The organism is Streptomyces uncialis, from assembly GCF_001905345.1.
GTDB lineage: Bacteria > Actinomycetota > Actinomycetes > Streptomycetales > Streptomycetaceae > Streptomyces > Streptomyces uncialis.
In genome coordinates this window covers 186,518-205,140 of sequence record NZ_LFBV01000004.1, presented here as the reverse complement: position 1 = coordinate 205,140, position 18,623 = coordinate 186,518, and the positions used below count along the sequence as shown (strand labels likewise).

The following is an 18,623-nucleotide window of genomic DNA, read 5'->3' as shown; positions in this document are numbered from 1 at the left end:
GCTCCGCGCTCCCCTGGTCCCTCGGCGTGAAGAACATCAGGTACCGCTCGACCGCGTCGACCGACCGGTGGGAGTTGTCGGGAAGCCGCCTGACGTGTGCCTTGTACACACGCCATCACCGCTGAACGCCGCTCCACCGGCGAGCGGTGGGACGGGCCAGGGCCAGGGTCAGAGCCAGAGTCAGGACGGGTACGGGGACGGGTACCGGGACCGGGACCGGGATGCGGGCGGCCGGGAGGAGCCGCCGCCCGTCAGCTGCCGGACCGGGCCTCCGCCGGGTCGGACAGGGTCGCCACCAGGACGGCCTTGATGGTGTGCAGGCGGTTCTCCGCCTCGTCGAAGACGACGGAGTGAGACGACTCGAAGACCTCGTCGGTGACCTCCAGCGACTCCAGTCCGTGCCGCTCGTACAGATCACGGCCCACCTGGGTGCCGAGGTCGTGGAAGGCCGGGAGGCAGTGCAGGAAGCGGACGTCCGCGTTGCCGGTGGCGCGCAGCACGTCCATGGTCACGGCGTACGGGCCGAGCGCGGCGATCCGCTCGTCCCACACCTCCTTGGGCTCCCCCATCGACACCCACACATCGGTCGCGACGAAGTCGGCGCCGCGCACGCCCTGCCCGATGTCCTCGGTCAGGGTGACGGTGGCACCGCTGGCCGCGGCCAGCTCGCGGGCACGGGCGACGACGGCGGGCGCGGGCCAGTACGCCTGGGGCGCCACGATCCGGACGTCCATACCCAGCAGCGCGCCCGTGACGAGGTACGAGTTGCCCATGTTGAAGCGGGCGTCACCGAGGTAGGCGAAGGCGACCCGGTCGAGCGACTTGGCGGTGTGCTCGGTCATGGTGAGCACATCGGCGAGCATCTGGGTGGGGTGCCAGTCGTCCGTCAGCCCGTTGTAGACGGGGACACCCGCGTACGCGGCGAGTTCCTCGACCGCGGGCTGGCTGTCGCCGCGGTACTCGATCGCGTCGTACATCCGGCCGAGCACGCGGGCGGTGTCCTTGACCGACTCCTTGTGCCCCATCTGGGAGCCGGAGGGGTCGAGGTAGGTGGTGGCGGCCCCCTGGTCGGCGGCGGCGACCTCGAAGGCGCAGCGGGTGCGGGTCGAGGTCTTCTCGAAGATGAGGGCGATGTTCCGGCCGCGCAGCAGGGGGGTCTCGGTGCGCGCCCGCTTCGCCGCCTTCAGCTCTGCGGCCAGGGCGACCAGGGCCCGGAACTCGTCGGCGGTGAAGTCCACCTCCTTGAGGAAGTGACGGCCGGTGAAACCGGTCGGGACAGTCACCATGCTGGGCTCCAGGGGCGTGGACGGCTGACGAAGAGGTGGGAGGACTTGGAAGTCTATACGACAGGTCACATTTCTATGCAAGCACCCCGGTCCCCTGCCGCCCCTGGTCCCCTGGTGTCCGCCGGCCTCCTCGGTCCTCTGGTCTCCTGATGCGCTGATGCTCTTGGTCTCCCGGTCCCCGGGTCCCCCAGTCCCTCGGTGTCCTGGTCCCTCGGTGTCCTGTGTCCTCGCGTGCCCGGGCAACGGGCCCGCACCCCGCCCGGCCCGGTCACGCGGTCACGCGGTCGCTCAGTCCACCCCGGTCACCCCGGTCACCCCGGTCACGCAGGGTCCCGTTGCAGCGGGCAGCTCATGCAGCGCGGGCCGCCCCGGCCACGGCCCAGCTCGCTGCCGAGGATCTCGATGACCTCGATGCCCTGCTTGCGCAGATGCGTGTTGGTCGTGGCGTTGCGCTCGTACGCGACGACGACCCCCGGTTCGACGGCGAGGACGTTGCAGCCGTCGTCCCACTGCTCCCGCTCCGCCGCGTGCACGTCCTGGGTGGCGGTGAGCACCCGGATCTCGCTGAGGCCGAGAGCGGCGGCGATCGCCCGGTGCATCTGCTCCGGCGGATGGTCGGTGACCTTCAGTTCATGCGCTGCGTCGCCCGGTTCGATGGTGTACGAGCGGAGCATCCCGAGACCGGCGTACTGGGTGAAGGTGTCGGCGTCGACCATCGTCATCACCGTGTCGAGGTGCATGAAGGCCCGCCGCTTGGGCATGTCCAGCGCCACGGTGGTGCGCGCGGAACCGGCCGCGAAGAGCCGCTGCGCCAGCATCTCGACGGCCTGCGGGGTGGTGCGCTCGCTCATCCCGATGAGGACCGCGCCGTTGCCGATGACCAGGACGTCCCCGCCCTCGATCGTGGACGGGTAGTCGGTCTGCCCCTCGGACCAGATGTGGAACGGGCCCGCCGAGGCGGGCCGGAACAGCGGATGGTGCCGGTAGATCGCCTCGAAGTGGACGGTCTCGCGGCGCCGCGCGGGCCAGCGCATCGCGTTGATGGAGACACCGTCGTAGATCCACGCGGAGGTGTCCCGGGTGAAGAGGTGGTTGGGCAGCGGGTCCAGCAGGAAGTCGTCCAGCTCCATCACATGGAAGCGGACGGAGACGGGCTCGGCGTGCCGCTCCAGGAACTCACGCTTCGTCATCCCGCCCACCAGCGCCTCGCACAGCTCCGCCGACGGCAGCCGCGCGAACGCGGCCCGCAGATGATCGGTGGCGAGCGGACCGTACTCCTTCTCGTCGAAGACCCGGTCCAGGACCAGCTCCCGGGCCTCCGGCACCTCCAGCGACTCGGTGAGCAGGTCACCGAACAGATGGACGCTCACACCCCGGTCGCGCAGGACGTCCGCGAACCCGTCGTGCTCCTGGCGGGCCCGGCGCACCCACAGGACGTCGTCGAAGAGGAGGGCGTCGCGGTTGCTGGGCGTGAGCCGTTTCAGCTCCAGGTCGGGCCGGTGCAGTATGACGTGGCGCAGCCGTCCGGTCTCGGAGTCGACGTGGAATCCCATGGAGCCATCCTTCCCCGACGCGGCGCATCGGGCGCGGCGTTCGCTCATCCGCCGACGGTAGCCCGCCCGGCCCGTGGAGGAGGGGCGCTCGTCGGCGGCGGCGCCGCGCGGGTCGCCGCCGTCGCTCGGGCGCCGGTCGGGCGCCGCTCGGGTTCGGCTCAGGCGCCGCTCGGGTTCGGCTCGGGTTCGGCTCGGGCTCAGCTCGGCTCAGGCGCTGCTCGGGCGGCGCTCAGGCGCGCAGGTATGCGAGGACGGCGAGTACCCGGCGGTGGGTGTCTCCGGCGGGCGGCAGGTCGAGCTTGGCGAGGATGTTGCCGATGTGCTTGACCACGGCCGCCTCGGAGACGACGAGTTCCCGGGCGACCGAGCTGTTGGACCGGCCCTCGGCGACCAGCGCCAGCACCTCGCGCTCACGCGGCGTCAGCCGTTCCAGCGGGTCACGGCGGCGGCGCAGCAACTGGCGGACGACCTCGGGGTCGACGACCGTGCCCCCGCCCGCGACGGTCCGCAGGGCGTCCAGGAACTGCTCGACCTGACCGATCCGGTCGGGAGGGGAACCGCGCACCCATGAACGACCCGCACAGGAACAAGTGCGCCCGCACGAGAGGACCCGGAGGCGCAAGCGAAGGCGCCCCGCGGGGAACCGCGCACCACCCGGCCACAGGCCCACAGGCCCACGGGACCCCGAGACCCCGGGGACCCCAAGAACCCCTGACCCGCCGGAAGGCTTCAGCGGACTCCGCTGAGGGTCGCGAAGACGACCACGTTGGCGTCGTAGCCCGCCTCACCGGTGAACGTCCCACCGCAGGTGATGAGGCGGAGTTCGGCGCGCCCCAGATCGCCGTAGACCCGCTCGGAGGGGAACCCGTCGCGTTTGAGGACCTCGATCCCGTACACGGTGAACAGGGCGGTCCGGCCGTCCGCGCGGGGCACCTCGACGGTCGCGCCCTTGTCCAGGGCGCCGAGCGGGTAGAAGACCGCCGGGCCGGTGCGGGTGTCCACATGGCCGGTGATCACGGCGGTGCCCCGTTCGCCCGGGGTGGGGCCCTGGGCGAACCAGCCCGCGAGGTCCGGCCGGTCGGGCGGCGGCGCCGCGATCTGCCCGCGCGGGTCGTACCCGATGTCCTGGAGCGGCGCGTCCACCCCGACGGCCGGGACGAGGACCCGGGCGGGGCGGCTGACGGCGAGGGGGGCGTGGGCGCTCCGGGCGGCCGGGCCGGAGGGTGCCGCCCGGACGGCCGCGGCGGGCGTGGGCCGTGGCGGCTCGGCGGGCGGCTCGCCCTGCACCAGCCGGATTCCGACGAGGACCGCGAGCGCCATCGAGGACCAGCCCACGCGCAGCCGTCTGCCGGTCTCGGCGCGGCTCGCCCGCTCATGGGCCGCGAGGGCCGCCCGCAGCACCTCGCCCTCGTCACGGCCCTGTTCCGTACCACCCGCAACGGCCGGAACACCCGCACGGCCCGAACCGCCCGTATACCGATCCATACCGAACCCTCCTCGTCACCCGCCGCGCACAGGCCCCCCGACCGCCCCCGGGCGGCGGACCTCAGACGGCCTGCCGCACCCGCCGCAGCCGGTACAGGTATCCGCCGCCGAGCGCGGCCCCGGTGATCAGTACGGCTCCGGCACCGGTCGCCACCGCGGAGCCGTCCCGGTCACCGCCGAACCCCGCGTGGGAGCCGCCCGAGGGCACGACCTCCAGCACTCCGGTGAGACGCGCGCCGCTGTCGCACGTCCCGTGGACGTTGTAACGGCCGGGGCGGGTGTTCCAGGGCACGTCGAGGCGTCCGCTCAGCTCGTCGCGTCCCCCGAGCTGCTGGCCGCGCCCGGCGTCCTGGTCACGGCCGTCGCCGCCGCGGCCGTCCCGGGTGAGCCGGACATGGCGTCCGCCGAGCGACTCCGTGTTGACCGTCGCGGACCGGCTGTTGCCGCAGGAGAAGGTGCGGACCGTCGTGTGGTTCCCGGCCCGGACCGGGTTCGGCGAGAACGACAGCGTCTCCGCGCCGGGCCGCGGTCCCGGCTCCCCGCCCGCCGGGGTGCCGGTGGCAAAGGCGAGCGGCGCGGTGAGGGCGACCGTGGCCGCGGCCACCCCGGCCGAGGCCAGCATGCGTCGAGCGTTCATTTGATCCTCCGTCAGGCGCCAGCCGCGTGCGGGGCCTTGCCCGCACGCTGACGAGAGCCGGTGCCGTCGCACCCTCATGTGACGGTCCGTCGGGTGCGAGCGCATCTCCACCGGCTCCCCGCACCAGCGGGGCGGCCCGCCCCACCGCCCCGTCCGCAGGGGATCACCGCAGGTCACCGCCGCCCGCGCCGGGCCACTCAGGTGATCTTCCGGCGGTACGTCCGCGCGGGTGGCCCGGCCCCGTACGGCGCACTCCCCCTCGCGGGTCCGGCCGGGCGGGAGCAGGGTGTACGCGGGAAAAGTCCCTCGCTCCGGACGGGCGGCGGGGGAATACTCGTACAGGTGCTTCTCACCGTCACCACCACCGGTACCCCCGAGCGTCCCGCGACCGACCTGGGATTCCTGCTGCACAAGCACCCGGACGGCTGCCAGGCGTTCTCCACGTCCCATGGCACCGCGCACGTCTTCTACCCGGAGGCGGCGCCCGGGCGCTGCACGGCGGCGCTGCTGCTGGAGGTCGACCCCGTGGCGCTGGTCCGCCGGAGCAAGGGCCCGGGGGGCTCCCCCGATCCGACGCACGCGAGCTATGTGAACGACCGTCCTTACGCGGCGACCTCGCTGCTCGCGGTGGCCCTCGCCCGGGTGTTCTCCAGCGCGCTGAGCGGTCGGTGCAAGGCGATGCCCGAGCGGGCCGCGCAGCCGCTGCCGCTGCGGATCGAGGTGCCCTCGCTGTCCGCGCGGGGCGGCCCCGAGCTGGTGCGCGCGCTGTTCGCGCCGCTCGGCTGGACGGTCACCGCGACCCCGGTGCCGCTGGACGAGCGGTTCCCCGAGTGGGGCGACTCCCGCTGTGTGGACCTGGTCCTGGAGGGCACGGAACACACCCTCGGCCAGGCCCTGCGGCATCTGTACGTACTGATGCCGGTGCTGGACGACGCCAAGCACTACTGGGTGTCGCCGGACGAGGTCGACAAACTGCTGCGCGCCGGGGAGGGCTGGCTGGCCGGCCACCCGGAGCAGCAGGTCATCGTGGGCCGCTATCTGTCGCACCGGGGGGCCCTGGCGCGTACCGCGCTGGCACGGCTGGCGCTGGAGCGGCTCGCCGAGAGCGACGGCACCGGGATCGAGGAGATCGACAACGCCGTCGACGAGGCCACGGACACCGAGGAGAAGCCCGTGCCGCTGGCGGTGGCCCGCCGGGAGGCGATCACGGCCGCGCTGCGTGAGAGCGGCGCGGCGCGGGTCGTGGATCTGGGCTGCGGTCAGGGACAGCTGGTGCAGGCCCTGCTGAAGGACCCGCGCTTCACGCGGATCGCGGGGGTCGATGTGTCGACCCGGGCGCTCGCGGTCGCCGCGCGGCGGTTGCGGCTGGACCGGATGGGCGAGCGGCAGGCGGCGCGGGTGACGCTGTTCCAGGGCTCGCTCACGTACACGGACCCCAGGCTGGAGGGGTACGACGCGGCCGTGCTGTGCGAGGTGATCGAGCATGTCGACCCGGCGCGGCTGCCCGCGCTGGAGTACGCCGTGTTCGGAGCCGCGCGCCCCGGGACGGTCGTGGTGACGACCCCGAACTCCGAGTACAACGTGCGCTGGGAGTCGCTGCCCGCGGGGCAGGTACGCCACCGCGACCACCGGTTCGAGTGGCGTCGCGACGAGTTCCGGGAGTGGGCAGGCTCGGTGGCCCGGCGCCACGGCTACACCGTGGAGCTGCGACCGGTCGGACCGGACGACCCGGAGGTGGGCCCGCCCACCCAGCTCGCCCTGTTCCAGCGGGACGACGAAGCGAACCCGACAGCGCGTACGGCCGAGCGGGCGGGTACGGGCACTCTCGCGGGCACAGGCGCAAGCACTCTCGCGGACGCGGGCAATGTCTCGCACACGGGCAACGCGCCCACCGACGCGGTGAGGGAGGACGGAGCGGCATGAACGACGCAGTGAACACCGGCGCGGGGTCCGCGTCGGACACCGGATCGCGGGCAGCACGGGACACCGACCGGGCCACGCCCCAGAACGCCTCACGTGACACGACGCGGGACGCCCCACCGGACACCGGACCAGACATCGCTCGGCACGCCGCGCAGGTAGCCACACCGGACACCGCACCGGACACCGCGCTCGTCACCGCGCCGGGGGCTCCCGCCCGCACGCTGCCGGTCACCGATCTGTCCCTCGTGGTGCTCGTCGGAGCGTCCGGCTCCGGCAAGTCGACCTTCGCCCGCAGACACTTCCGGCCGACCGAGGTGCTCTCCAGCGACTTCTGCCGGGGGCTGGTCGCGGACGACGAGAACGACCAGTCGGCGTCCGGCGACGCCTTCGACGTGCTCCACTACATCGCGGGCAAGCGTCTCGCGGCGGGCCGCCGGACCGTCGTGGACGCCACCAATGTGCAGTCCTCGGCGCGGGCCGGGCTGATCCGGCTGGCCCGGGAGCACGATGTCCTGCCCATCGCGATCGTGCTCGACGTGCCCGAGGCGGTGTGCGCGCGGCGCAACGCCGAGCGGGCCGACCGCGCGGACATGCCCGTGCATGTGATCCGCCGTCACCAGCGCGAACTGCGGCGTTCGCTGCGGGGACTGGAGCGCGAGGGCTTCCGCAAGGTCCATGTGCTGCGGGGGACCGAGGAGATCGACGCGGCCCGGATCGTCACCGAGAAGCGGTACAACGACCTGTCCCACCTCACCGGACCGTTCGACCTGATCGGGGACGTCCATGGCTGCCGCTCCGAGCTGGAGACACTGCTCACCGCGCTCGGCTACGCCGACGGGGTCCACCCCGAGGGCCGTACGGCCGTCTTCGTGGGCGACCTGGTCGACCGGGGACCGGACAGTCCCGGGGTGCTGCGCCGGGTCATGGGCATGGTCTCCGCAGGGAACGCGCTGTGCGTGCCCGGCAACCACGAGAACAAGCTGGGCCGCTGGCTGAAGGGCCGCAAGGTGCGGCTCACCCACGGGCTGCCGGAGACGGTGGCGCAGCTGGAGCGCGAGAGCGAGGAGTTCCGGGCGGAGGTCGCCGCGTTCGTGGACGGGCTGGTCGGCCACTATGTGCTGGACGGCGGCAGGCTCGTCGTCTCGCACGCGGGTCTGCCGGAGAAGTACCACGGCCGTACCTCGGGCCGGGTGCGTTCGCACGCGCTGTACGGGGACACCACCGGGGAGACCGACGAGTTCGGGCTGCCGGTGCGCTACCCGTGGGCGGAGGAGTACCGGGGCGCCGCGGCCGTCGTGTACGGCCACACCCCGGTGCCGCAGGCCCGCTGGCTGAACAACACCCTGTGCCTGGACACCGGCTGTGTGTTCGGCGGGAAGCTGACGGCGCTGCGCTATCCGGAGCGCGAGCTGGTGGACGTCCCGGCCGAGCGGGTCTGGTACGAGCCGGTCCGGCCGCTGGTCGCCGAGGTGCCCGGCGGGCACGACGGACGGCCCCTGGCCCTGTCCGACGTGCACGGCCGCCGGACCGTGGAGACCCGGTACGGGGGCCGGGTCGCGGTGCGCGAGGAGAACGCGGCGGCGGCGCTGGAGGTCATGAGCCGGTTCGCGGTCGACCCCCGGCTGATGCCGTATCTGCCGCCGACGATGGCCCCGACCGCCACCTCCAGGCAGGACGGCTTCCTGGAGCACCCGGCGGAGGCGTTCGCCCAGTACGCGGCCGACGGGGTGGCGCGGGTGGTGTGCGAGGAGAAGCACATGGGCTCCCGGGCGGTGGTCCTGGTCTGCCGGGACGCGGCGGCGGCCCGTGAGCGGTTCGGGGTCGACGGTCCCACCGGCTCCCTCTACACCCGGACGGGTCGCCCTTTCCTGGACGACGCGGCGCTCACCGAGGAACTTCTGGGACGGCTGCGGACGGCCGCCGGCAAGGCCGGGCTCTGGGAGGCGCTGGACACCGACTGGCTGCTGCTCGACGCGGAGCTGATGCCCTGGTCGCTGAAGGCGTCCGGGCTGCTGCGCGCGCAGTACGCGGCGGTCGGCGCCGCCGCGGGCGCGGCCCTGCCGAGGGCGGTCGCGGCCCTGGAGGCCGCCGCCGCGCGGGGTGTCGACGTCGGCGGGCTGGCGGACGCGCAGCGCGGACGGGCCGTGGACACCGCCGCGTTCACCGAGGCGTACCGCCGGTACTGCCGGCCGACCGACGGTCTCGACGGGGTACGGCTCGCGCCGTTCCAGATCCTCGCGGTACGTGGCCGGTCGCTGGCCGGGCTGCCGCACGACGAACAGCTCGCCCTCCTCGACCGGCTGGTGGAGCACGACCCGACCGGTCTGCTCCAGGGCACCCGGCGCCTCATGGTGGACACCGGGGACGAGAAGTCGGTGCGCGCGGGTGTCGACTGGTGGCTGGAGCTGACCGGCGCCGGGGGCGAGGGCATGGTGGTCAAGCCGCTCCAGGCGCTGGTGCGGGGCGCGCGGGACCGGCTCGTGCAGCCCGGCGTCAAATGCCGGGGCCGGGAGTACCTGCGGATCGTCTACGGACCCGAGTACACCCGTCCCGAGCACCTGGAACGGCTGCGCTCGCGGCACCTCGGGCACAAGCGCTCGCTGGCACTGCGCGAGTACGCGCTGGGGCTGGAGGCGCTGGAACGGCTGGCCGAGGGGGAGCCGCTGTGGCGGGTCCACGAGGCGGTGTTCGCGGTACTGGCCCTGGAGTCGGAGCCGGTCGACCCCCGGCTGTGAGCGGTACGCGCTCCGTGCCCCGGCCCCGGGACGCGGAGCGCCCGCCGTGCCGGGGCACCCCGCTGACCAGCGGTGACGTCCCCGGTCCGGGCCGGACCGGGGGGCGGCGGGCATGATGGGGGCATGGATCTTCGAGTTTTCACCGAGCCCCAGCAGGGCGCCACGTACGACACGCTGCTCCGGGTGGCGCGGACCGCGGAGGAACTGAACTACAGCGCGTTCTTCCGGTCGGACCACTATCTCCACATGGGGGCGGTGGACGGGCTGCCCGGTCCCACGGACGCGTGGACCACCCTGGCCGGTCTGGCCCGGGAGACCGAGCGGATCAGGCTCGGGACCCTGATGACCGCGGGCACGTTCCGGCTGCCCGGTGTGCTGGCGATCCAGGTGGCGCAGGTCGATCAGATGTCCGGCGGCCGGGTCGAGCTGGGCCTGGGCTCCGGCTGGTACGAGGAGGAGCACACGGCGTACGGCATCCCCTTCCCGAAGGAGAAGTTCGGACGGCTGGAGGAGCAGCTGGAGATCCTGACGGGGCTGTGGAACACGCCCGTCGGTGAGCGCTTCGACTTCGACGGCACGTACTACCAGCTCAAGGACTCCCCCGCACTGGCGAAGCCCCGGCAGTCCCCGCTGCCGATCCTCATCGGCGGGCACGGGGCGAAGCGCACCCCCGCGCTCGCCGCGCGCTTCGCCCATGAGTTCAACATCCCCTTCGCGTCGATCGAGGACAGCGAGCGGCAGTTCGGCCGGGTGCGGGCCGCCGCCGAGGAGGCCGGGCGGGCCCCCTCCGAGCTGGTGTACTCCAACGCGCTGGTGGCTTGTGTGGGCCGCACCGACAAGGAGGTCGCCCGGCGGGCGGCGGTGATCGGCCGTGAGGTGGACGAGCTGAAGGCCAACGGGCTCGCGGGCTCCCCGGCCGAGGTCGTGGAGAAGCTGGGCCGGTACGCCGCGGTCGGCTCGCAGCGGGTGTACCTCCAGATGCTGGACCTGGACGACCTGGACCATCTGGAGCTGATCGCCGCCGAGGTCATGCCGCACGTGGCGTGAGCCGCACCGGGTACGGGCGCGCCCAAGGGCCGCCCGTACCCGGCCTCGCACACCCGGGCCCCGCGCACCCCGCCCCACACACCAGCGGCTCCGCGCACCCGGGCCCCGCACATCCCACCCCACACACCAGCGGCTCCGCGCACCCCGTCCCGCCCGCCACCGGCTTCCCGCGTCCCACAGCCCGCGTGCCCGACGGACCGCCCGCCCGACAAGGCCGCGTACCCCACGCCGTGTGCCCTCGGCCGCCGCTACCACCTCTGCGCGCCCAGGTCCCGGCCCGGCAGGGTGCGGTCCGGGGGCGGGAGGCGGCGGATCATCTCCAGGACGCGGTCACGGCATTCGTCGGCCGCGTCGATCGCCTCCATGCACTGCCAGTACGCCCCCTGGTCCTCCGCCGCGCTGGCGATGCCGACCAGGGCGATACCGACCTCGCCCAGCAGATCGCCGAGGGCGTGGAGGGTGACATGGACGTCCGCGATCCCGGTGAGCCGCGCGGCGCGTATGCCGTCGGGGCCCAGGGACGGGATGTGCAGCGCGGAGCAGCCCCGGCCGCCGATCTCGCTCAGCCCCAGCGCCTCGCCCCGCAGCTCGGACAGCCCCGTGACGGCGAGTCTGCTGCCCACCGCCTGGGCCAGTGCCTGGGCCTGCCAGGACTCGACCATGACCTCCGCGGCGTCCTCGCTCGCCGCCAGTGCCCCGCCGGTCGCCTTGATGAGTCGCACCGCGTCCATAGCGCTGCCCCCGCCTTCCTGGATACCGGGAGGCGGAACACCTCCTGGCACCTCTCCTCAATCCATTACCCAGAGTGAGCGCATCTGAGACGAAGAACCAGAGGAAGGCCGAAATCTGTGGACAACAAGTCGATTCACGCACCGCCCACCACTCCGGAGAGTGACTAACGGGGAGGAGTGCGCTCCGGTTCGTCCACAGGTGCGGGGCGGTCCGTGCCGTCGGAACGGCCGGGCGTGGGGGCCGGGAACCGCTGCTCGTTGCGTTCGATCTTCGCGGCCAGCGCCGTCAGCGGGTCCACGCCCACGGCCGCGCAGAACTGGAGCAGATAGGCGAGCACGTCCGCGACCTCGTCCCTGACCCGGTGTGCCTGCCCCGGATCCTCCATCACCCGCGCGGACTCCTCGGGGGTCGACCACTGGAAGATCTCGACCAGTTCCGACGCCTCGACGCTCAGCGCGGCGACCAGGTTCTTCGGGGTGTGGAACGGCTGCCAGTGGCGGGCCTCGGCGAACGCGACCAGCCGGCGGCCCAGTTCCGCCGCCGAGGGCCCGTCGCCGTCACCGTCGGGTCCCGGCCATCCGGGCGCGGGCGGTACGGCGGACGGCCCCGCGCCGGGGTGGCGGGGGTGCGGAGAACCGGGGGGCTGAGGGGTCGTCGGCATCACCGTCCCAGGTCTACCACGGTGAGCATCCCGGCCTCCGACCCGTGTCCGCCCTCGGACCGGTATCCGTCACCGGCCCCGTATCCGTCACCGGCCGGGTGGTGTCCGTCCGCGGCCGTTCCGGCGGCGGCGACGCCCTCCCGGACCGCCGTGGCGTCCCGTACCGAGCCCACCAGCCGCACATGGCCGCGTGCGCACATCGACGCGGCGAGCCGGGCCAGCGCCCGGGTCTGCCGGTTGTCCAGACAGCGGTCGAAGTCGTCGGCGAGGACCGTGAGGCACTGGAACGCGGCCGGGACCTCGGCCACCGGGTCCACGTCGAGCACCCCGGGCCCGGTGAGCAGTACCAGGGCCAGGGCGAGATAGCGCAACTCGCCGTCCCCGAGCCGGTGCAGCGGCGTGAGATGGCCGTCCCCCCGGTCCAGCACCGCGCGGACCGTGCCGTCGGGCCGGTCCTCGGTCCGGACATCGGCCACGGGACCGGCGCATCCCGCGCGGGCGGCGACGACGAACCTGGCGTGCCGCTGGGGGCATTCCGCGCGGGTGCGGCGCAGCACCGCGGCGAGGTTCCCGCAGTCGGTCCGCAGCCGTCCGTGCTCCGGACCCGGACGCGTTCCGGCACGGCCGGGCGCGGTGGCGGGGGTCGCGATGGCAAGGGCGCGCATCCGGTCGGGGCGCGGATCGCAGACGAACACCGAGCGCAGGGAGACGACGAGTTGTTCGGCCGCGGCGAGCACCAGCCGTTGTCCTTCGGTGCTGCCCGCGACCCGCAGTGGCAGCAGGGCCGTGCCCAGCCGGTCGTCGGGGAGCGGGGCATGGGTCACCCGGGCGCCGCCGCCGGTGTGCCAGGCGGCCTGCACGGTGCGGCGGCGCGGGTCGCGCAGCGCGCTGCTGAGCAGGACGGTGCCGTCGGCGGTGGTCAGCCGTTCGGCCACGAGCCGCAGTTCGGGTTCCGCCTGGATCGTGAGGTCGAGCCGCACCGGACCGGCCGGGCCTGCGGTGGTGCAGCCGAGCCGGAACCCCCGGCGCCGCTGCGGGTCGGGGCGGGCGCGTTCCGGTACCCAGGCGCCGGGGTCGGGGAACGTCTCGTCGAGCGGGGCACCGCCGCCGAGCCGCGCGAGTGCCTCGTACCCGCGCAGGGCGCTCGTACGGCCGCTGCCGCTCGGGCCGCTGAGGAACGTCAGCGGGCCGCATCCGAAGGTGGTGCCCAGATGCGCGGCGCACGCGGTGAGACGCAGTTCGGTGAGGCCGGGCCGGACCGGCGGTCGCAGGACCGGGGCGGCCCCGGCAAGGGTGAGCGGGGTCATCCCTGGACGGTAGGGACCGTCGGTGGCGGCGAACCGTTACCTCCGTACGGCTTTCCTACGAACGGGGGAACGCCGGGCCGGGGGCTGCCGGATCAGTTCCGGCAGCCCCCGGCCCGGCGGCCGTCGGCGCGGTGGCCGGGTCAGGGGAACGACGCGCCCGCGACCAGGCCCTTGATCTCCGTGCCGGGCGGGGCCAGCAGGAAGACGTTCCGGTCGACCCGGTGCATCCCGCTGCCCAGGCCGAACACCACCCCGCTGCTGAAGTCCAGCACCCGCTTGGCGACATCCGTCTCCGCGCCGGTGAGGTCCAGCAGCACCGGGATGCCGGACATCAGGGTCTCGGCGACCTCTCGGGCATCCGAGAAGACATTGACCCGCAGTACCACGAAACGGCGTCTGGGTTCGGTCTCGGGTTCGCGTTCGGCCCGGTGGCCCGGCCATGAGGGCCACTCGTCCCGCCCCCGGAGCGGAACGACCTGGGCGAGCCCCTCCCACTGTTCATCTGTGACGTCGTGGCTGTTCAACGGCCCACCCCGTCCTGGCTCGCACTCGTCTTACGCACCACACCATTCTTACGTCACCTCACCCGATCGGCCCAACAGCGACACGGGTGGGAGTCGACCGCCGACGGAAATCCGACGGTCGTACGAAGGACGTACCCCGCGACCGGGGCACGGAAATCCTCCTTGGCGGGGTGTCTCGCGCGGACCTGGACGGACGGGTGTCCGTGCTCGGCCGCACCGCGGGCGGCTGAACGACTGGCCTGCTGACGGGGCCGGCCGGGTCCCGTCGGCTGAGGGGCGGTCAACTCCCCGCGACATGGCCGAACCGCGTCGCGCCGCGCGGGAACTCACCCGGTACGGCGCGACGTTGGACGGTACGCAAGGGGTGCTCAGCCTTCGGTGGGGCGGCCCCCGGCCGGGTCCCAGCCCTGGCCGCGCAGGACCGCCGACACATCGGGGGCCACGTAGTGGTCGCCCTTGAGGACCTTGCCGTCGGCGCGTACCTGGGGTGTGCCGTCGGGACCGAGCTTGGTCATGTTGGCGCGATGGATCTCGGCGATCACCTGGTCGAGGTCGATACCGTGGACCAGGGCGGTGCCGTAGGCGATGTAGACCACGTCCGCCAGTTCATGGGCGATCTTGTCGAGCGGTCCGTCCACGGCGACCTCCGCCACCTCGGCGACCTCCTCGGCCAGCAGGTCGTGCCGGTGGGCGGCGAGCGTCGGCGGGACCTCGGTGGGAACGCTGCCGGTTTCGAGCCCGAACGCCCGGTGGAACTCCCGGACGAACCGCGCGGGCGACGGGGCGGAGGACGCGGCGGTGCCAGTGGAACCGATGGGGCCAGTGGGGTCAGCAGATGATGTACGCACGGAACGGGAATCTACCGGGACGCCGCCACGGCCGTCGCCGGGCCGGGGAAGCACCCCGGCGCCCCATGGGGGCCGAGGGGCGGGAGGGGCGGACGGCGGTACCGAAGCGCTAGCGGAGCCGTCGTTCGGCCTCCGTGAAGAACGCGGCCGCCAGCCGGACGAAGTCCGCCTCGCGCAGCCGGACCCGGTCCCCCGCGGCGAGCCCCAGCACCGAGGACTGCCGGTCCGGACCGGGGTCGGCGCGCAGTGTGCCGTCCCCCGTCAGCAGGGCCTCGCTCAGCAGCCGTACCTCTTCGAGGGGGTCGCCGTAGGCGTCGCGGGGTCCGGGCGCGCGGTGGGCGAAGTGGAGTTCCAGGGCGAGCAGCAGATCGTTGAAGAAGACCGGCTCGAACGCGAGCAGCGAGGTCTGGAAGGCGATCTTCGCCTCCCCGCCCAGCTCGGCGGCGGTCGCCGCGAGCCGCCGGTACGACGCGACGCGGGCGGTGATCCGGGCGCGGCTGCCGTCGATGTACTCCTGGCCGTAGTGCTGGACGCTGGGCATGGCGGGCGCCGCCTCCCGTACGGTGACGGACTGCTGGGCCGGGCCCGGGGAGATCCGTCGGCACGCCCCGGACCGGGGGACACCTTCCGTTGTACACCGCGCGGGCCCGCCGTACCCGTGGCGGCACGGCGGGGTACTGCGGGGTACTGCGGGCGGGGTCCGGAGCGCGGGTCCGGCGGCGTGCGTCCAGGGGCGCGTGCTCAGGCCGGGCCGGGCGGGGCGGGGCGGGTCCGACGGGAGCCCGGGGCGGGGGACGTTCCGTACGCGCACGGTCCCGCACCGCGAGCGGCACAGGCGCACGGCGGGCCCCGGTGCGGGCCGCCCGGGAGGACGAAATCGGACTCCAGGGCCGTGTCCGCGGGTCGGGGCGGACGTTGACCGGCATGTGGATCGCGAGGAGCGCGGACCACATGTCCGATCCTGCTGGAGGTAGACGGTGTCACATCGGTGTCGGAGGCTGGGAGTACTGGCCACCGCGGCTCTCGTTCTGTTGGGTCCCTCGGTCACGCCGACCGCCGTCGCGGCCCCTCGGCCCCTCGGCGGCGCGCACGGGCAGGCCGTCGGTGCGGGTACGGCCGTCGAGGCGGACCCCGGCTTCGCCGAGCGGCGCCGGGCGGCGCAGAGCGCGGGGCTCATCGACGCCGACGGCAGGGTCCCGGGAAGTCAGCGCGCGGGGCTCCGCGCGTGGCCGCGCGACGACACGGGGTACCGCGTCCGGACCCGGGACCTGGCGTTCCTCGGGCTGAAGTGGCGGCAGGTCGACTGGTGGCGCCGCTACCAGGCGCCCTTGGGCACCACTCCGCAGCAGTTCAAGGACATGTCGTCGTCCCTGTACACGGCGCTGTGCGGGGCCTGCGAACGTCCCCAGGACTACGACGTACGGCTCCAGGGATCCTGGGCGTTCTTCTTCTCGGGCCGCCACAAGAACTTCCCGACCGAGCGGGAGCTGGCGGGGCAGCCGGTGGCGCTGGAGCGGTTCCGGGAGTGGATGGGTTCCACCCCGCCCGCCGAGCGGCCGGCCCGCCGTCCCTTCGAGACGCTGTACAAGCTGGGGGCGCTCGACGAGAAGGGGAAGCCGGTCGGCCCCAGCGACGGTGACCTCCATGTGTCGTCCGATGTGATGGTGACCGAGGCCCGTAAGAAGTGGGACGAGCTGAAGAACGACGGAAAGCTGACCGCTGACGAGCTCCGGACGGGGTTCATCCACCCGAAGTACAGCTTCGTCAACCGGACCGCGGTCCGGGAGGCGTTCCCGGATCTCGCGAAGTGGGCGACCGGGTGGAAGGAGCGGCTGGGACGTCCTGTCGCGCCCTCGCTGTTCCCCAGCTCCGGACCGCCGGACAAGTCCCAGGAGGGGACCGGGGTGTCCACCCACTACCGGGACTCCGACTGGGTGGTGGCGTACTCGCCGCAGTCCTGATCCCGATCCCGATCCTGTTCCCGGACCGCCGGTGCCCCGAGGCTCTGACCTCGGGGCACCGGCGGTCCGCGCCCACCCGCCTCCGGCGGACGGCTGACGGCTGACGGCTGACGGCTGACGGCTACCGGCTACCGGCTACCGGCTACCGGCTACCGGGCCATGGTCCAGGTCACCGTGCTGCTCGCGGCTTCCCGTACCTGCGGGTCGCGGATCGCGGAGGTCGTGTCGACCGCCCTCGCCGTGATCGTCCTGCCGTGCCAGTGGCCCCGGTGCTTGCGGACGCCCAGCTCACGGGGTGTCACCACGCGTTCCCCGCGTGCCTTGCGGACCTCGGCCCCGTCCACGTACCAGCGCAGTTCCACCCGGGCGATGCCCTTGCGGTCGAAGTCGGCGAGCCGGGCGCGCAGCCGCTGGTCCGACCGGACCGGGCGGTCCGTGGGTGTGGTGGTGGTGAGTGCCTTGGCGTAGCGGTAGAAGCCGTTGATCATGCCTTCGCGGCCGACGTGGTTGAAGGCGTCGGTGTCGAGCTTGCGCATCAGGGAGTTCTCGGTGGGCCGGTACAGGCCCTGGGGGTGGTAGCCGCTGCCCTCGTAGGTGCCGACCGTGCCGCCGGCCGGGTCCTGCTCGCCCATCCAGCGCCACCATTTGACGCGGTTGGCGAGCTGGTGGGGCGCCTGGTGGACGGAGGAGTTGCGGTCGGCGGGCTCGGCGCCCTGGTAGCGGCCGTAGCTGTCGTACGTGTACTCGTCGGCGAGATGGCCGATGGAGTGGCCGAGTTCGTGGGCCCCGATCAGGGTGGCGCGGTCGTTGTCGGAGGACATGGTGGCGATGCCGTCGTAGCCCACGTCGTTCTGGACGCCGCTGTAGCCCGCGCCGCCGTACATCGTGGTGTTCGCGAGGACGAAGACGATGTCGGCGGCCGGGGCCCGCGCGGCGTGCGCGCTGACCTTGTCGATGTCGACGCACAGCAGCCGCTCGATGTCACCGCACCAGAAGTACGAGGACAGCGCCGTGTTCCGTACGACGCCCTTGGTGGGGTCGCCGGACACCCCGGACTCCTGGGAGACGGCGTCCACGACCCAGATGTTGAACAGGTCGCGGTAGCTCTTGTACGGCTCGATCTGGAAGACGGCCTCGACCTTGGCCCTGGCGTCGGCCTGGAAGTCCCCCTGCTGGCCGGCGGTGTAGCCGTCACCCATCACGACGAGGTCCAGCCGGGCGTCGGTGGGGCCGGTGTCCTGGATCGCGCCCACCGCCGCCCGGGCGGGGGCCCGGTCCGGCGCGGACCGCTTCTGGGCGGTGAGCCTGCCGGGCGCGGAGGCCGGGACCTCGGTGTACCTGCCCTCGGCGTCCGGCGAGGGGAAGTACTCGACGGACACCTTCCCGGCGCCCGCGCCGGACGGTTCGGGGGCGGCGGCCGCCGGGCCGGCCGCGGTGGCGGCGACACAGAGCAGCGCGGTCGCGCCGACGGCGGCGACGCGGGGACGTATGCGCACGGGAGTCTCCTGGGTGCGTGGATCGGGGCGGGGCGTTGCGGGGGGCGGCCACCGGGGTGGCGCGGTCCGGGTCCGTCCGGGTGGCGGGCGGACCGGACCGCGCCCGGCCGTGGTGAGGCCGGTTGAGGAGCCGGATCGGGCAGGGGGTACGGCCGGGGACGGTACGGGCCGTACAGTGCTTAACTGCGTTCTTAAACGCAGTTGAATCACGGCTTAACTTAGAATCGCCGGACGCCGGGCGCAAGGCCCAAAGCGGGTACGGCACGGGGAAGCACCGTCAGGATCGGTTGGCCCAGAGGAGGTTCCGCCCGGTCCGGAGGGTCGGTCGCGAGAGCGGCCGTCCCATCGGGCGCGCGGGCCGGGCATCCGTGCGGCCCTAGGCTGGTGGGGCGTGACGGCACGTCATGGGCCTGATCGTGGGACGACGG

Annotated in this window: 15 protein-coding genes and 1 pseudogene; 4 read left to right on the top strand and 12 right to left on the bottom strand. The window is 73.5% G+C overall.

Annotated features, from left to right (window positions below; genetic code table 11):
- Window positions 1-251 precede the first annotated feature (251 nt).
- The 5 genes and pseudogenes from argF to AB852_RS18060 form a co-directional block, all read right to left on the bottom strand.
- Window positions 252-1,286 carry an ornithine carbamoyltransferase gene (gene argF / locus AB852_RS18080; protein ID WP_073789537.1) on the bottom strand — a complete coding sequence of 345 codons (1,035 nt, stop codon included), beginning with the start codon at window positions 1,284-1,286 and terminating at the stop codon, window positions 252-254.
- A 320-nt stretch (window positions 1,287-1,606) separates the two neighbouring features.
- Entirely contained in the window at window positions 1,607-2,839 is a 1,233-nt protein-coding gene (locus tag AB852_RS18075) for an arginine deiminase (RefSeq protein ID WP_073789535.1), read from the bottom strand.
- A 229-nt stretch (window positions 2,840-3,068) separates the two neighbouring features.
- Window positions 3,069-3,386 (bottom strand): annotated as a pseudogene (locus AB852_RS18070) (response regulator transcription factor); the annotation flags it as partial.
- A gap of 182 nt (window positions 3,387-3,568) precedes the next feature.
- Window positions 3,569-4,324, bottom strand: coding sequence for a class F sortase (locus tag AB852_RS18065; RefSeq protein WP_079184723.1), 756 nt, complete (start codon window positions 4,322-4,324; stop codon window positions 3,569-3,571).
- A 61-nt stretch (window positions 4,325-4,385) separates the two neighbouring features.
- On the bottom strand, window positions 4,386-4,961 hold the full coding sequence (locus AB852_RS18060; RefSeq protein ID WP_143201249.1) for a hypothetical protein: 576 nt from the start codon (window positions 4,959-4,961) through the stop codon (window positions 4,386-4,388).
- A 342-nt stretch (window positions 4,962-5,303) separates the two neighbouring features.
- Here AB852_RS18060 and AB852_RS18055 point away from each other — a divergent pair, with 342 nt between their 5' ends.
- From AB852_RS18055 to AB852_RS18045, 3 genes are all read left to right on the top strand, one after another.
- Window positions 5,304-6,884, top strand: coding sequence for a 3' terminal RNA ribose 2'-O-methyltransferase Hen1 (locus AB852_RS18055; RefSeq protein WP_073789530.1), 1,581 nt, complete (start codon window positions 5,304-5,306; stop codon window positions 6,882-6,884).
- A complete protein-coding gene (locus AB852_RS18050; RefSeq protein ID WP_245876820.1) occupies window positions 6,881-9,619 on the top strand; it encodes a polynucleotide kinase-phosphatase in 2,739 nt (912 codons plus the stop codon). The genes AB852_RS18055 and AB852_RS18050 overlap by 4 nt, the downstream gene beginning before the upstream one ends.
- Before the next feature lie 123 nt (window positions 9,620-9,742).
- Window positions 9,743-10,666 (top strand): LLM class F420-dependent oxidoreductase, encoded by a 924-nt coding sequence (locus AB852_RS18045; RefSeq protein WP_073789528.1) that lies wholly within the window; start codon window positions 9,743-9,745, stop codon window positions 10,664-10,666.
- Between the two features lie 248 nt (window positions 10,667-10,914).
- On the opposite strand, the gene AB852_RS18040 is transcribed toward AB852_RS18045, so the two are convergent.
- From AB852_RS18040 to AB852_RS18015, 6 genes are all read right to left on the bottom strand, one after another.
- Window positions 10,915-11,397, bottom strand: a complete 483-nt coding sequence (locus AB852_RS18040; protein WP_073789525.1) for a DUF6099 family protein — start codon at window positions 11,395-11,397, stop codon at window positions 10,915-10,917.
- 164 nt (window positions 11,398-11,561) lie between these two features.
- A complete protein-coding gene (locus tag AB852_RS18035; RefSeq protein WP_079184722.1) occupies window positions 11,562-12,059 on the bottom strand; it encodes a nucleotide pyrophosphohydrolase in 498 nt (165 codons plus the stop codon).
- Window positions 12,059-13,366, bottom strand: coding sequence for an AAA family ATPase (locus tag AB852_RS18030; protein WP_073789523.1), 1,308 nt, complete (start codon window positions 13,364-13,366; stop codon window positions 12,059-12,061). Before AB852_RS18030 ends, AB852_RS18035 begins: the two co-directional genes overlap by 1 nt.
- 140 nt (window positions 13,367-13,506) lie before the next feature.
- Window positions 13,507-13,890, bottom strand: coding sequence for a cell division protein SepF (locus AB852_RS18025; protein WP_073789520.1), 384 nt, complete (start codon window positions 13,888-13,890; stop codon window positions 13,507-13,509).
- Between the two features lie 368 nt (window positions 13,891-14,258).
- Complete coding sequence (locus AB852_RS18020; RefSeq protein WP_073790404.1) at window positions 14,259-14,705, bottom strand: pyrophosphohydrolase domain-containing protein; 447 nt, start codon at window positions 14,703-14,705, stop codon at window positions 14,259-14,261.
- Between the two features lie 142 nt (window positions 14,706-14,847).
- On the bottom strand, window positions 14,848-15,279 hold the full coding sequence (locus AB852_RS18015; protein WP_073789518.1) for a hypothetical protein: 432 nt from the start codon (window positions 15,277-15,279) through the stop codon (window positions 14,848-14,850).
- 490 nt (window positions 15,280-15,769) lie between these two features.
- Here AB852_RS18015 and AB852_RS18010 point away from each other — a divergent pair, with 490 nt between their 5' ends.
- A complete protein-coding gene (locus AB852_RS18010; RefSeq protein ID WP_245876819.1) occupies window positions 15,770-16,699 on the top strand; it encodes a hypothetical protein in 930 nt (309 codons plus the stop codon).
- A 149-nt stretch (window positions 16,700-16,848) separates the two neighbouring features.
- Here AB852_RS18010 and AB852_RS18005 read toward each other — a convergent pair whose 3' ends face one another.
- A complete protein-coding gene (locus tag AB852_RS18005) occupies window positions 16,849-18,195 on the bottom strand; it encodes a M64 family metallopeptidase (protein ID WP_073789513.1) in 1,347 nt (448 codons plus the stop codon).
- Window positions 18,196-18,623: the final 428 nt, after the last annotated feature.

Coding starts and splice junctions, on each gene's coding strand:
- argF (WP_073789537.1), bottom strand. CDS start 1,286: ATGGTGACTGTCCCGACCGGTTTCACCGGCCGTCACTTCCTCAAGGAG.
- AB852_RS18075 (WP_073789535.1), bottom strand. CDS start 2,839: ATGGGATTCCACGTCGACTCCGAGACCGGACGGCTGCGCCACGTCATA.
- AB852_RS18065 (WP_079184723.1), bottom strand. CDS start 4,324: ATGGATCGGTATACGGGCGGTTCGGGCCGTGCGGGTGTTCCGGCCGTT.
- AB852_RS18060 (WP_143201249.1), bottom strand. CDS start 4,961: ATGAACGCTCGACGCATGCTGGCCTCGGCCGGGGTGGCCGCGGCCACG.
- AB852_RS18050 (WP_245876820.1), top strand. CDS start 6,881: ATGAACGACGCAGTGAACACCGGCGCGGGGTCCGCGTCGGACACCGGA.
- AB852_RS18045 (WP_073789528.1), top strand. CDS start 9,743: ATGGATCTTCGAGTTTTCACCGAGCCCCAGCAGGGCGCCACGTACGAC.
- AB852_RS18040 (WP_073789525.1), bottom strand. CDS start 11,397: ATGGACGCGGTGCGACTCATCAAGGCGACCGGCGGGGCACTGGCGGCG.
- AB852_RS18035 (WP_079184722.1), bottom strand. CDS start 12,059: ATGCCGACGACCCCTCAGCCCCCCGGTTCTCCGCACCCCCGCCACCCC.
- AB852_RS18030 (WP_073789523.1), bottom strand. CDS start 13,366: ATGACCCCGCTCACCCTTGCCGGGGCCGCCCCGGTCCTGCGACCGCCG.
- AB852_RS18015 (WP_073789518.1), bottom strand. CDS start 15,279: ATGCCCAGCGTCCAGCACTACGGCCAGGAGTACATCGACGGCAGCCGC.